Raw genomic sequence first — 14,036 nt, forward strand, 5'->3', positions numbered from 1 at the left:
GGGATTCCCATGGCCAGATTTTTTATTGACCGTCCAATTTTTGCCTGGGTGATTGCCATCATCATGATGATGGCCGGTGCCTTGGCCATTTACACCCTGCCCATTGAGCAGTACCCCACCGTTGCGCCTCCGCAAGTCTCCATTGCCGGTAACTACCCCGGCGCTTCGGCGAAAACCGTGGAAGATTCGGTCACCCAGGTGATCGAGCAACAAATGAACGGGATCGACAACCTGCTGTACATGAGCTCCAGCAGTGACTCTTTCGGTAATGCCGCAGTGAACCTGACGTTCGCCCCCGGCACCGACCCGGACATTGCGCAAGTACAAGTACAGAACAAGCTACAGCTGGCGACCCCCCTGCTGCCCCAGGAAGTGCAGCAACAAGGAATGCAGGTCACCAAATCCTCAGACTCTTTCCTGATGGTGGCGGGCTTTACCTCCGAAGATGGCAGCCTATCCCGTGCTGACCTAGCCGATTACGTGGCCTCCAATGTGCAGGACCCGGTCAGCCGGGTGCCCGGCGTGGGTCAGATCCAGCTGTTCGGCTCTCCCTATGCCATGCGCGTCTGGCTGGACCCGAACAAACTGAATAAATTTGATTTAACCCCCCAAGATGTTACCCAGACAATCGAGGTTCAAAATAACCAGGTAGCCAGCGGTCAATTGGGCGGCGCACCGGCCGTGGAAGGCCAGCAATTGAACGCCACCATCATCGCCCAGACCCGCCTGGAAGACGTGGATCAATTCGAGAATATCCTGCTGAAAGTAAACCCGGACGGCTCTCGAGTGTTCCTTAAAGACGTGGCCCGAGTCGAACTGGCAGCGCAGAACTACGACGTGCAGGGCCGTTATAACGGCCAGCCCGCCGCCGGCCTGGCCATCAGCCTAGCCACCGGCGCCAACGCCCTGGACACCGCAGAAGCACTGCGTGCCCGCCTAGCCGAACTGCAGCCCTACTTCCCTGATAAGATGGAAATGGTGTTTCCCTACGACACCACGCCCTTCGTCAGTATCTCCATCGAAGAAGTGGTACATACCCTGTTCGAAGCCATCATCTTGGTCTTCCTGGTCATGTATCTGTTCTTACAAAACTTCCGCGCCACCCTCATCCCCACACTAGCGGTGCCCGTGGTTCTGCTAGGCACCTTTGCGGTGCTGGCCGCCTTCGGCTTTTCCATCAATACCCTAACCATGTTTGGCATGGTGCTGGCCATCGGCCTACTGGTAGATGACGCCATCGTGGTGGTGGAAAACGTGGAACGGGTGATGCACGAGGAGGGCCTCCCGCCCAAAGAGGCTACCCGTAAATCCATGGGGCAGATTACGGGCGCGCTGGTGGGCATCGCCTTGGTACTGTCAGCCGTATTCGTTCCCATGGCCTTTTTCCCGGGCTCCACCGGTGCCATTTACCGCCAGTTCTCCATCACCATTGTGTCCGCCATGGTGCTGTCCGTGCTGGTGGCCTTGATCCTCACTCCGGCCCTGTGTGCCACCATGCTCAAGGCCAAGGACAGCGAGCACCAAACCGATCATGGCTTCTTCGGCTGGTTTAACCGCACCTTCGACAAGAGCAGCCGTCGTTATCAGGGCAGCGTGGAAAAAATCCTCGGCCGCCGGGGCCGCTACCTGTTTATCTATGTGGTGATCGTCGGTGTGCTCGGCTTCAGCTTCATGCGCCTTCCATCCAGCTTCCTGCCGGAAGAAGATCAGGGGATTTTGTTCACCCTAGTGACCCTGCCAGCGGGCTCAACCCAAGAGCAGACAGTCAAAGTGCTGGAAAAAATGGAGGACTATTACCTAAATGAAGAGGCCTCCGCTGTGGATGGCCTGTTCACGGTGGCCGGCTTCAGTTTCACCGGCCGCGGCCAGAACGCCGGCATGGCGTTCGTGAACCTGAAGGACTGGTCAGAACGGGATCTGTCCGTGGACGGCGCCGACAATGTGGTTGCCCGCGCCATGGGCTATTTCTCCACCATTCGCGAAGCGATGATGTTTGCACTGAATCCGCCATCGATTCCTGAACTGGGCAACGCCAGCGGGTTCGACTTCCAGCTGCTTGACCAGTCTGGTCAAGGGCACGAAGCGCTGATTCAGGCTCGTAACCAGATGCTCGGCATGGCCGCCCAAGATCCTCGACTGGCCGGGGTACGCCCCAATGGCTTGGAAGACAGCCCGCAGTACCAAATCGATATTGACCAGCAGAAAGCCAAAGCGCTAGGGCTGTCCATCAGCGACATTAACAGCACTCTGCAAATCGCCTGGGGCTCCAGCTACGTCAATAACTTTGTCGACCGGGGCCGGGTAAAACGAGTGTATGTGCAGGCCGATGCCCCCTACCGCATGCTACCGGAAAACGTCAACGACTGGTTTGTGCGTAATAACCAAGGGAAAATGGTGCCGTTCTCCACCTTTGCCACGGGCCACTGGACGTATGGTTCTCCCAAGCTAGAACGCTATAACGGTGTGTCGTCGGTGAACATCCAAGGCAACGCGGCACCCGGCTACAGTACCGGCGACGCCATGGATGCCATGGAAGAACTATCCGCTAAGCTGCCCGCCGGGTTCGGCTTCGAATGGACCGGAATGTCCTACCAGGAACGTCAGTCTGGTGACCAGGCCCCTGCGCTGTATGTCATCTCACTATTAGTAGTATTCCTCTGTCTGGCGGCCCTGTATGAAAGCTGGTCGATTCCATTCGCGGTAATGCTGGTGGTCCCTCTGGGCATTCTCGGTGCGGTACTGGCCGCTACCTTCCGTGACCTAAACAACGACGTCTTCTTCCAGGTGGGGCTGTTAACCACCATCGGCCTCTCGGCGAAAAACGCCATTCTGATTGCGGAATTCGCGCTGGAGCTGGAGCAAAAAGGCGAGCACTTGCTCAAGGCCACCCTAGAAGCCGTGCGCATGCGGCTGCGCCCGATCCTGATGACCTCACTGGCCTTCATGCTCGGGGTAACCCCACTGATGATCAGTACTGGTGCTGGTGCCGGTGCTCGTAACGCCATCGGTACCGGGGTATTCGGCGGAATGCTCACCGCCACCGTCCTCGCCATCTTCTTCATTCCGCTGTTCTACGTGGCGGTGCGCAAACTATCCGGCGTGCCCCTCGACGGCAAGAAGAAAGGCAAAGAATAAGTCCACGCGGAGTAATACTGATGACCCGTAACCCACTGACGCTCGCCCTTCTGGGCGGGCTGATGCTGGGTGGCTGCACCCTCGCCCCCAGCTATCAACAACCACTCTCTCCCGTCCCTGCGCAACTGGGCGAAGCCAACGGCAATAGTGCCAGCGAGCTAACCCTGCCCAGCTGGTCCAGCCTTTATCAGAGCGCGGAATTGCAACAGCTGATTCAAAGCGCATTGGATAACAACCGAGATCTGCGCATCGCCGTACTCGATGTGGCCGCCCTGCGCGCCCAGTACCAAATCCAGCGCGCAGACCTGTACCCAAACCTGTCCGTGGACGCCAGCGGTTCCCGTCAGCGTCTGCCCTCAGACCTGTCCGGCACCGGCCATTCCACATTATCGGATCAATACGGTGTGCAAGTTGGCGTTACCGCCTGGGAACTGGATCTGTTTGGCCGGGTACGCAGCCTGAAAGATGCGTCGCTGGAAAAATATCTGGCCAGCGAAGAAGCCCAGCGCAGCACCCAACTGGCGCTGGTTGCCCAAGTGGCACAAAGCTACTTAACCCTGGTTAGTGATCGCCAAAACTTGGCAATCAGTCGCGAAACCGTGGTCGCACAGGAGGACTCTCTGGCATTGATTGAACGCCGATACGAGAGCGGTTTGGGATCCGAGCTGGATGTGCGCCAAGCACAAATTGCCTTGCAGGAAGCCCGCGCCAATCTGGCCAGCTTTGAACGCCAGGTGGATCAAGACTATAACGCCTTAGCCGTACTGGTCGGCGGGCCACTGCCCACCCTGAAATCGGTGAACTTGGACAACGATGCCTTGGCCCTCGTCGCACCAGTTCCGCAAGGCCTACCCTCAGCACTACTCACCCAGCGACCGGACGTACAACAAGCCGAGCATCAGCTGCGGGCCGCCAATGCCAATATTGGTGCCGCCCGAGCCGCCTTCTTCCCAAGCATTCAACTCACCGGCGCCTATGGCACCATGAGTAGCGAACTGTCCGGCCTGTTCGACAGCGGCTCCAAAGCTTGGTCATTCATCCCCAGTATTTCCCTACCCATTTTCTCCGGGGGCCGTAACAGGGCCAATCTGGATCTAGCCGAAGTTCGTCAAGATCAAGCCGTGGCCAGCTACGAGAAAGCCATACAAACCGCCTTTCAGGAAGTCGCTAATGCGCTGCAAGCCCGCGACACTCTGGCTCGCCAACAGCAGGCTCAACAGGCACTAGTCACCGCCACTGAGCAGTCCCTGACGTTGTCACAGCAACGCTACGAACAAGGCGCAGATGATTACCTTGCGGTGTTGGACGCCCAACGCACTCTGCTCTCGGCCCGCCAACAGCTAGTGACGCTAAAACTGCAGCAGTTGACCAACGAAACCGAGCTTTACCGCGCCTTGGGTGGTGGCTGGGATGCGCAACAGCCCACCCATGTGGCCAGCCGCTAACGCAGCTCAGAAGCAACCGTTGTGCCAGAAGATGACACCGCCATGTGACTAATCTGGCCAACAACGCAAGCTGATGGCGGCACCGTAGGCCGTCGCTGCTGCGGCAATTGCGCTGAATGATTAGCCGTTTTGACAACGCGCCCCTCGGGGCGCAAACCTAGGAGCAATAACGCGCAAAAAAACTATTCCTACGTCAACGTAGATGTCTTCGCCGAGGATCAGCCGCGTGCTCAGCACACCGCATGAAGCCACCTCTACAGAGAGCAGCCCACATACAATCAGGCATCGGCATCGCCCCGGGAAAGTCTCTCAGCACGCAGAGCTTCACTCCTAGTCTCATGTTCATTTTCTGTTTCGCTGACGCTAGCACACCAACCGCATGCCCATTTTCAGCTGCGGCCTCGCATCATCTTATCCACTTGCCACACCACCTCTTTCAGGCGAGGCCCAAATTCCGCAGGGAAGAACCAACACCGTTTTTTAAAATTACATGCCACTATTGTAGTGTTGACCTTCCATACTCAATGGAAGACCAACAAAAGGACCTCTCCATGGACACGTTGCAGCAGTTCTACATTAACGGCCGTTGGGTCTCTCCCACAGAGGAAGCCACTACCCACGCCGTTATCAACCCTGCGAATGAAGAACAGATTGCCACCCTGCCATTGGCCCAAGCCGCGGATATTGATGCAGCCATCGCCGCCGCCCACCAAGCTTTCCCCTCTTGGTCCGCCCTGCCGCTGGAAAAGCGGCTGGGGTACATGGAAAAAATACTGGAAGCTTACCAGGCTCATCTACCCCAAATGGCGGAAGCGATTAGCCAGGAAATGGGCGCACCGATCACTTTGGCGAGCAAGGTGCAGGCCCCTATGGGGCTTGCCCATCTGAAGACCGCCCTAGCCATAGCGCGGGAGTTCCCTTTCGAAGAAGCCGTCGGCCAGTCGCTAATTCGCCGTGAAGCCGCAGGAGTGTGCGCCTTGATTACACCGTGGAACTGGCCCATGAACCAGATCATGTGCAAGGTCGCTCCGGCCATGGCCGCAGGCTGCACCATGGTGCTCAAGCCCAGTGAATTTGCCCCGCTGTCAGCCAACCTGCTCACACAGATTATTGATGAAGCGGATCTCCCCGCCGGGGTTTTCAATATGGTCTATGGCGACGGTGCCGCCGTGGGGCCATTGCTATCCAGTGACCCTCGCATTGATGTGGTATCCCTTACCGGCTCCACCCGAGCGGGGGAATCCGTGAGCCGGGAAGCGGCCAGCACCATTAAACGCGTGTCTCTGGAGCTGGGCGGTAAGTCCGCCAATATCTTGCTGCCAGGCTGTGACCTAGAACAGTCCGTCACCCACGGGGTGCGGGCAATGATGGCCAACACAGGGCAGAGCTGTAATGCGCCGTCACGGATGCTGGTACCGGAGGATCAACTAGCGCAAGCCGAACAGATTGCCGCTCAAGTCTGCGACGCCATAGTGGTTGGCGATCCCTCCGATGACGCGACCGTAATGGGTCCAATCGCCAACCGCCGTCAGTACCAACGGGTACAAACCATGATCGAGAAAGGCCAACAAGAAGGCGCCAAATTAGTAGCCGGCGGCACCGGTAAGCCCGAGGGTATCGACAAAGGCTACTTCGCCCGCCCCACCGTGTTCAGTGAAGTAAACAACCAGATGACCATTGCCCGAGAGGAAATCTTTGGTCCCGTGCTGGTGATGATTCCCTACGACACTCTCGAGAACGCCGTCGACATCGCCAACGATTCCGACTACGGCCTTTCCGGTTATGTGTTCGGGGACGATTCCCAAGCCCGACAGATCGCCGCTCGCCTGCGCACTGGCAATGTCCATATCAATGGAGCGGGCCCGGATATACAAGCCGCCTTCGGTGGCTACAAACAATCCGGGATTGGCCGGGAATGGGGCCGCTTCGGCTTTGAAGAGTTTCTGGAAACCAAATCCCTGTTCCTACCCCGCTAACGCCTTCGCCCTCAATGGACAATCAAAAACCTTGTTTTGTGCACTCGCAGAGGGGGTCCAATTGCACGCTCAGCGTGGCTGATTGGCCCTCTAGCCCCGACCCGGGCGCGAAAATGCCATTTACCTCACCTACTCTAACCCTGAACATTCATTACATTGAGTAATGTAACAGTATGAATTCAGCGGCGACTCTGCCGCCAGGGACAGGAGTACACCATGACAACAACAGCATCCACCACCATTGAGTCAGGCCAAGCGAAGGCCCAGAAAGTGCCGTTGGGCGCCACCGTGGATATTCCACCCCGTCGGCTCGACTTTGAATTTGATGACAAAACATCCGTTCGGTACTTCTACGATAACGACCCCTTTCTGAGCGCGTTCTGGTTGAGCATGTCCACCCTGTTCCCAAAAGGCGAAGCTTTCTTCGTAGATTCCGTGCGTCATTACCGTAAAGAAATTACCGACAGCACACTGAAAGCACAGGTGGCCGGATTTATTGGCCAAGAAGCCATGCACAGTAAAGAGCATGAAGCCTGGAACAATATGGGCATGAAATTCGGCTACCCCACGGACAAGCTGGACAAATCCCTGGGCAAACTGATCGGCCTGATGCAAAAACGTACCCCAAAAATTTTCCAGCTAGCCACCACGGTGTGCCTGGAACATTACACTGCCATCATCGCTGAACAGCTGCTACGTGAAGACGAGCATCAGAAAAAACTCATTGATGAAACCACGTTAAAACTGTGGTTATGGCATGCGCTGGAAGAAAACGAACACAAAACCGTGGCCTACGATGTCTATGAGAAAGTCAGCGGCAGCTACGCCATTCGTACTGGTGCTATGATCCCAACCACCGTCCTTTTCTTCACCGTAATGGCCGCCTTCCAGGCACGCATGTTGGCCTCAGACGGTCGCCTGTTTGATCTGAAAAGTAACTGGAAAGGCCTCACCTTTTTGTTCGGTCGCAAAGGGTTGTTCACCAAATTAACGCCCCAGTACCTAGATTTCTTTAAACGAGATTTCCACCCTTCCCAGCACGACACCGATGCGTTACTGGAGGAATGGCGAGAAAAACTGTTTGGACCGAACGGCCTGCTCACCGAGCAACATGCCCAGGCAACCCAGCGCAAAGGTAAAGGTAAAAAAACGCACTAAAGAGCCGTTGAAAAGCGCCCTGTATGCTTACATAGCCTTCAGGGTACTCCGGCTGGCGCGCCGTCGTTTTTTGCACTTTAATCGACGGCAACCAACATGCCTTCAAAAGTGCCTGCACTATGCCCCAAATGGGGCATAGCTTGCTAACCAGCCTAAAAGAAGGCGCATACACGCCGAAAGCCCCCCCCCGTTAACCTTCAAACAAGCCCACAAGCCGAACCCAAAACGGCAAATCAAAACGCGGATACACCACCATCCACAGCAAGGGCCTGGCCACTCATATAGCTGTTGGCCGGCGACAGCAGCATGAGCATGGCTGCAACAATCTCAGAGGGCTGTCCCAGTCGCTTCATTGGGCAACCGGAGGCAAGCATGGCATGCACCTGTTCCCTGTTTTTTGCTAGCTCACCTTCATCCAGCATCGGTGTATGAGTATAAAACGGGCAGATCGCATTCACGCGAATGTTGCGCTTGGCATATTCCACTGCTGCTGTGCGTGTGAGCCCAATCACCGCATGCTTGGCCGCCGAGTAGGCCCCTATTTTAGGCGCACCACCTAACCCCGCCATGGAACTCACGTTGACGATACTGCCGCCGCCCACCTTCATGGCATCGATTTGGTGCTTCATGCCGAACATCACGCCTTTAACGTTCACGTTCATCTGCTGATCCAGCACTTCTTCGCTCAATTGCGTAAACGGAATAAAACCGTGGGCAATACCCGCATTGTTCACAGCCAAGTCCAGGTGACCGAACTGAGACAGCGCCGCATCCACCATGGCTTTACAATCCGCCTCACTGGACACGTCACAGCGCAGTGCGGCAACTTTAACGCCCTGCTCAGCCAGTGTGTCTGCCAACGGGTTAAGGGCATCCATATTGATATCGCCCAATACCAGCGCGGCACCGCGCTTACCCAGTTCTTGTGCCAGTAATTTGCCAAAACCGCTGGCCGCACCGGTGATCAACGCCGTCTTGCCGGTAAAATCGAGAATTGGATCCATTACTTCCTCCTGCACCGAAAGCGGTAAAACAACACTCTTGACCCGCCTTGGGCATCCATCTGCTTACAAAAAGCCGCTGTAGGCCTTCCCTTATCTGGGCACAAACGAAGGCAGCAAAACGGAAAACAGGCAGATACACTAAAAATCTACCTAGCCTCACCGCACCGAGAGCACCGGAGCACCCTACCCGCGTTTTGCCCCCTAAAAGCGAAGACCTATAACGGTTTGATAGCAACGTGAGTGTTAAATCGTAAAGCCGCCATCAACCACAACACACTCACCTGTCACGAAGCTGGCAGCATCAGAGACTAGATAAAGGACCGTGCCGGCCATTTCTTTGGGTTCCGCGTGACGACGCATGGGGATTTGGCTCAGGGCCTGTTTATAGATATCTTCGTTGGCAAACAGGGCACCGGCGAACTTGGTTTTAGTCAGCCCCGGCAGCAACGCATTCACTCGCACGTTGAATTGCGCACACTCTTTGGCAAACGCCTTGGTCATGCTGATCACGGCAGCTTTAGAAATGGAATACACCCCCTGGCCTTCGCCCGGGGTCAGACCATTCACCGAAGCAGTATTGACGATAGCGCCACCGCCGTTTTCGCGCATCAACTTGCCCCCTTCCACGGACATGTAGAAGTAACCACGTAAGTTCACATCCACGGTCTTATCGAAGGCGTCCACCGGGGTATCAAGAATATGCCCGAAAAATGGATTAGCCGCGGCATTGTTTACCAAAATATCGAGTTTTCCGTGCACCTTACGGATATGGGAAAACACCGCTTCAATTTGCGCCAGCTCGCCCACATGACAAGCAAAAGCTTCTGCGCTGCCACCGTCTGCCTTAATGGCATCGGCAACGACCTGACAGCCATCAATCTTACGGCTGGACACAATCACATGGGCGCCCTGCTCTGCCAACAGGCGGGCAATTTCTTCGCCAATACCCCGGCTCGCGCCGGTCACCAGAGCAACCTTGCCCTCAAGATTAAAAAGATCGGTACTCATTATTTCTCTCCCGAAAAAAGGCCATAAGCCACAAGCCCCATAGCCTGCGGCTATTCGAAAGCACAGTAGCCACATTGCCGCCCGGCTTTCCTTTTCGCTTGCAGCTTGCCGTGGCTTTATGCCCCTTCATTAATAATTTGCATGGCCATGGAGGCCAGTGGCTCGACCAGAGCACCTACTTGAGAGGCCTGCTTGCTGGAGGCATTACCGTCTTGAGCCCTTTTCGCGACTCCCTGGCAAATGGCCGCAAGGCGGAAAAAACTGAATGCCAGATAAAATTCCCAATTGTCGATATGGGCAATACCACGGCGCTCGCAATACATGGCCACGTATTCTTTTTCAGTAGGAATACCCAACGCAGTACGGTCTTTGCCTTGCAGACCGGCCATCTTGGCGCCTCGTTGAGGCATTCGCATACCCATACACTGATACGCCAGATCCGCCAGTGGATGGCCCAAGGTGGATAACTCCCAATCCAGCACCGCCATGACTTGCGGCTTTTGCGGGTGCCACATCAAGTTGTCCAAGCGGTAATCACCGTGCACCAGTGACACTTGGCCGTCATCCTCTGGTTGATGGGTCTGTAACCAGGCGATCAGCGAATCCATGGCCGCAATTTCCTGCAATTTGGACGCTTCGTACTGCTGGGTCCAGCGGTCGAGTTGACGTTCAAAATAACTGCCCGGCTTACCGTAATCAGTCAGGCCTACGGCCTCCAGGTCCACACTGTGAATGGCCGCCAGCACCCGGTTCATTTGCGAGTACATCTCGCGGCGTGCCGCATTTGCGGCATCGCCCTCTCCCGCCTCGGGAAGCGCCGCATCCCAGAGAATGCGTCCTTCGCAAAACTCCATCACATAGAACATGGAGCCGATAACATCACGGTCTTCGCACAGGTGCAGCACATTGGGCACCGGTACATCGGTGTCTTTCAACGCGGCCATAACACGGAATTCGCGATCCACCGCATGGGCGGACTTGAGCAGTTTGCCCGGCGGCTGACGGCGCAGCACATAGGAGCCAGAGGCGGCCGTAATCTTGAAGGTAGGGTTGGACTGCCCCCCCTCGAATTTCTCCGCTTCAATGGGACCCTTGAAGCCCTCGATATGCTGCTCAAAATACTCAGCCAGTTTCTGTGTATCTATCTGGGACATGGAGCCCTCCTACTGTTCTTCTTTTTTCTGCTGCGCAAAAAGCAACACCCAGAACGCGATTGACGCTGCGGGCCACACCTGAAATCAGGCGAATTGTTTAGCCATGTTCCGGCCCAACTGCATCATGTGCACCTGATCCGGGCCATCGGCCAGACGCAGAGTGCGCGCGTAGCTAAAGAAGTGAACCAACGGCGTATCCTGGCTCAAGCCCACGGCACCGTGGATCTGAATCGCCCGGTCGATAACATTTAACGCCATATTAGGCGCAACCACCTTGATCATAGCGATCAAATCCTTCGCGTCTTTGTTACCTGAGCGATCCATGGCGTCTGCGGCTTTCAGCGTCAGCAACCGTGCCTGCTCAATCTCGCAGTAAGATTTGGCGATATCTTCGCGCACCGAGCCCTGCTTGCTCATGGGCGCACCGAACACTTCACGCTGGTTTACCCGCTTGCACATCATCTCAAACGCCTCCTGAGCCGCGCCGATCATACGCATGCAGTGGTGAATCCGGCCCGGACCCAGGCGCCCCTGAGCGATTTCGAAACCCCGCCCTTCACCGAGAATTATATTGGCCTTGGGCACACGCACATTGTCGAAAATAACGTCGGCATGGCCTTCGGGTGCATCGTTGTAACCAAATACCTGCATCGGGCGAACAATGTTGACCCCGGGGGTATTGGTAGGCACCAAAATCTGGGATTGCTGCTGGTGGCGGTTGGGGTTATCCGGGCTGCTCTTGCCCATGACAATCATAATTTCGCAGGTTTTTCGCATGGCGCCGCTGATATAAAACTTACGGCCGTTGATGATGTAATCGTCGCCATCTTCCGTTATACGCGTTTCGATATTAGTCGCGTCAGAGGACGCCACTTGCGGCTCGGTCATGGCGAAGGCACTACGAATACGGCCTTCCAACAACGGCAACAACCACTGTTCTTTCTGAGCATCGTTGCCGTATTTTGCCAGCACCTCCATATTGCCAGTATCCGGAGCAGCACAGTTAAACGCTTCGGATGCAATACGACAGCGCCCCATTTCTTCTGCCAGCGGCGCATACTCCAGGTTACTTAAGCCTGCGCTGTACTCTGCGTACTCTGTAGGCAAAAACAGGTTCCATAACCCTTTAGCTCGGGCCTTTTCTTTCAGTTCATCCATGATCGGCGGCGTTTCCCACGGGCTCTTTGCCAGCTGCTCGTAATACACGTTTTCCGCCGGGCGGATTTCGTTGTTAATAAAATCACGCACCTGAGTGATCAATGTCTGCATTTTTTCTGTGTACTGAAAATCCATGACGCTCTCCCTATTACCCGTTTGCTCCTGCAGTCTTGTGGCTGCGTTAAATGCGATGCAGCGCGTACAAGGTTGGAGCACAAAGCACGAAAATTAGTAGTAAGTGATCGCGTCGAAACGGTCAGGGCGATCTAGATGCGGCACGTTATTAAAACTAGCCATACGCACCACCTTTTGATTAAAAAAACCGTGGCTCACACTACTGTTGCGAATCTGCAGATTCAGCTCCACTACGGCCTCATCCGACGCGCCAAGAATATGTTTGATGAACATGGCCATGGCACCACCAGAGCTGACAATCAGCAACCGGTCCTTATCGTTGTACTGCTGCTGGATGTGATCGCGGGCGGCAGCAACCCGGTCAGAGAAGCCCTGCCAGCTTTCCGGCAGATCGCCGGTCAGCGTATCCATTCGCCAGTGTTTCATGGCCGTTTTCAAGGCCTTGTAAAAGGCCTTGTAAAAGGCCGCCACCGGAGCACCTTCGCTAGGCACCTGGTCCGGGTGCTGAGCCAGGTAGGCATTCACCAGTGACTGGAAATCGAATTCGTTAAGGCCGGACTGAATGTCTTCGGGTAAGGCCACACCCAGGCCTTCACAAATACCGGCTCCCGTTTCCCGATGCCGTACCAGATCACCGCACACAAGGGCATCAAAGCCCATATCCCGTTCGGCAAAATACTCACCCAGCCAGCGAGCTTGCTGGTGACCCAGTTCGGAAAGGCGATCGTAATTATCGGTACCGAACGATGCTTGCCCGTGGCGGACAAGGTAAAACTGGGCCATGCGTGTATCCTCGGCTCAAAATAATATTCAACCAGATTAGATTAGCGCCATTAGTTAGTGAAATTGATATTCTTCATCCCTGTGAATAAACACCATTCATTATGCCCCCCCCCTTCAGGACACAGAGGCTGCAATTTTGAAGTTCTATGTCCTGTTATCGAAAGTGCCACAATATTTTGGGGCCAGCCTCGAAGAGCAGAACGGCGGGGTAACCAAGCCCAGAGGAGATGAGCTTGTTTAGGAGAGGCAGCGCGCCAGCTGCCGGTTAACGGGTCACGCTGCTCAGCGGTATGTGTTATGCAAGCCCATCAGAATCGCTCTCACCGGCCACCCTAGGCTATTGTTTATTAATAATTTCTTCCTAAAAAACCGCTTGCTTCTAATGTTTAAAATAGCGTCAGAGATACACCATTGGCCACACAGCAAGCCATGACATATTTTTCGCCCTTAATGGCGCCTTTCATCCTTTACGACTGATTAGGTCACCCACATACTCCTTCTTCTAAAAGACATTTTGGAGAGTGGATCTCGGCTGCTACTTACCGGGCCACCAACGGGAAAGCACTATGAGCAAACAGCAAACTACCCTTGAAGAGCTGCAGGCGAACATTGGCAAAAGCGTTGGCACATCCCAGTGGCGTACCGTCGACCAGCAACGCATCGATGGCTTCGCTGAACTCACCGAAGACCCGCAATGGATCCATACCGACCCGGAGCGCGCCGCCAAGGAAAGCCCCTTTGGTGCCACCATTGCCCATGGCTTTCTGTCTCTGTCAATGCTATCGGCCATGGCTATGGACGTACTGCCTACCATCAAGGGGCAAGTCATGGGCATCAACTATGGCTTCGACAAGGTCCGCTTCATGAACCCGGTCCGCGAAGGAAGTAAGATTCGAGGATCCTTCACTTTGATGGAAGTGAAGCAGCGCTCCGACCAAGAATGGCAGCTGCGCCACGGTGTCAAAGTTGAAATTGAAGGTCAGGAAAAGCCTGCCTTGATGGCGCAGTGGTTAAGCCTGGCGGTAGTACCGATTTAAACGTTCAACGTTTAAATCGCAAGAGAACGCGCTATTAAGCTGA

General features: G+C 55.3%; 10 protein-coding genes. 5 read left to right on the plus strand and 5 right to left on the minus strand.

Annotated features, from left to right (window positions below; translation table 11 throughout):
- Positions 1-9: 9 nt before the first annotated feature.
- The 4 genes from Y017_RS02130 (at position 10) to Y017_RS02145 (ending at position 7,714) form a co-directional block, all read left to right on the plus strand.
- Positions 10-3,135, plus strand: coding sequence for an efflux RND transporter permease subunit (locus Y017_RS02130; protein WP_011588248.1), 3,126 nt, complete (start codon positions 10-12; stop codon positions 3,133-3,135).
- A 20-nt stretch (positions 3,136-3,155) separates the two neighbouring features.
- Positions 3,156-4,580 carry an efflux transporter outer membrane subunit gene (locus Y017_RS02135; protein ID WP_011588247.1) on the plus strand — a complete coding sequence of 475 codons (1,425 nt, stop codon included), beginning with the start codon at positions 3,156-3,158 and terminating at the stop codon, positions 4,578-4,580.
- 551 nt (positions 4,581-5,131) lie between these two features.
- The gene (locus tag Y017_RS02140) at positions 5,132-6,556 is read left to right on the plus strand and encodes an aldehyde dehydrogenase family protein (RefSeq protein WP_035458538.1); all 1,425 of its coding nucleotides are present in this window, start codon (positions 5,132-5,134) and stop codon (positions 6,554-6,556) included.
- Positions 6,557-6,772: 216 nt separating this feature from the next.
- Complete coding sequence (locus Y017_RS02145; RefSeq protein ID WP_011588245.1) at positions 6,773-7,714, plus strand: metal-dependent hydrolase; 942 nt, start codon at positions 6,773-6,775, stop codon at positions 7,712-7,714.
- A 233-nt stretch (positions 7,715-7,947) separates the two neighbouring features.
- Here Y017_RS02145 and Y017_RS02150 read toward each other — a convergent pair whose 3' ends face one another.
- The 5 genes from Y017_RS02150 to Y017_RS02170 form a co-directional block, all read right to left on the minus strand.
- Positions 7,948-8,718 (minus strand): SDR family NAD(P)-dependent oxidoreductase, encoded by a 771-nt coding sequence (locus Y017_RS02150; RefSeq protein ID WP_011588244.1) that lies wholly within the window; start codon positions 8,716-8,718, stop codon positions 7,948-7,950.
- A 243-nt stretch (positions 8,719-8,961) separates the two neighbouring features.
- Positions 8,962-9,726, minus strand: a complete 765-nt coding sequence (locus tag Y017_RS02155) for an SDR family oxidoreductase (protein WP_035458540.1) — start codon at positions 9,724-9,726, stop codon at positions 8,962-8,964.
- A gap of 116 nt (positions 9,727-9,842) precedes the next feature.
- The gene (locus tag Y017_RS02160) at positions 9,843-10,880 is read right to left on the minus strand and encodes a phosphotransferase family protein (protein WP_035458542.1); all 1,038 of its coding nucleotides are present in this window, start codon (positions 10,878-10,880) and stop codon (positions 9,843-9,845) included.
- Positions 10,881-10,964: 84 nt separating this feature from the next.
- Entirely contained in the window at positions 10,965-12,173 is a 1,209-nt protein-coding gene (locus Y017_RS02165; RefSeq protein WP_011588241.1) for an acyl-CoA dehydrogenase family protein, read from the minus strand.
- A gap of 93 nt (positions 12,174-12,266) precedes the next feature.
- On the minus strand, positions 12,267-12,956 hold the full coding sequence (locus Y017_RS02170) for a histidine phosphatase family protein (protein WP_035458543.1): 690 nt from the start codon (positions 12,954-12,956) through the stop codon (positions 12,267-12,269).
- Between the two features lie 566 nt (positions 12,957-13,522).
- Between Y017_RS02170 and Y017_RS02175 the strand changes: the two genes are divergently transcribed.
- Positions 13,523-13,993, plus strand: a complete 471-nt coding sequence (locus tag Y017_RS02175) for a MaoC family dehydratase (protein ID WP_035458544.1) — start codon at positions 13,523-13,525, stop codon at positions 13,991-13,993.
- Positions 13,994-14,036 lie beyond the last annotated feature (43 nt).

The organism is Alcanivorax sp. 97CO-5, assembly GCF_000524665.1.
Classification (GTDB): domain Bacteria; phylum Pseudomonadota; class Gammaproteobacteria; order Pseudomonadales; family Alcanivoracaceae; genus Alcanivorax; species Alcanivorax borkumensis.

Excerpts from the sequence above, each read along its gene's own strand:
- Y017_RS02135 (WP_011588247.1), top strand. The coding sequence starts at position 3,156 with ATGACCCGTAACCCACTGACGCTCGCCCTTCTGGGCGGGCTGATGCTG.
- Y017_RS02155 (WP_035458540.1), bottom strand. The coding sequence starts at position 9,726 with ATGAGTACCGATCTTTTTAATCTTGAGGGCAAGGTTGCTCTGGTGACC.
- Y017_RS02145 (WP_011588245.1), top strand. The coding sequence starts at position 6,773 with ATGACAACAACAGCATCCACCACCATTGAGTCAGGCCAAGCGAAGGCC.
- Y017_RS02150 (WP_011588244.1), bottom strand. The coding sequence starts at position 8,718 with ATGGATCCAATTCTCGATTTTACCGGCAAGACGGCGTTGATCACCGGT.
- Y017_RS02165 (WP_011588241.1), bottom strand. The coding sequence starts at position 12,173 with ATGGATTTTCAGTACACAGAAAAAATGCAGACATTGATCACTCAGGTG.
- Y017_RS02175 (WP_035458544.1), top strand. The coding sequence starts at position 13,523 with ATGAGCAAACAGCAAACTACCCTTGAAGAGCTGCAGGCGAACATTGGC.
- Y017_RS02160 (WP_035458542.1), bottom strand. The coding sequence starts at position 10,880 with ATGTCCCAGATAGATACACAGAAACTGGCTGAGTATTTTGAGCAGCAT.
- Y017_RS02140 (WP_035458538.1), top strand. The coding sequence starts at position 5,132 with ATGGACACGTTGCAGCAGTTCTACATTAACGGCCGTTGGGTCTCTCCC.
- Y017_RS02170 (WP_035458543.1), bottom strand. The coding sequence starts at position 12,956 with ATGGCCCAGTTTTACCTTGTCCGCCACGGGCAAGCATCGTTCGGTACC.
- Y017_RS02130 (WP_011588248.1), top strand. The coding sequence starts at position 10 with ATGGCCAGATTTTTTATTGACCGTCCAATTTTTGCCTGGGTGATTGCC.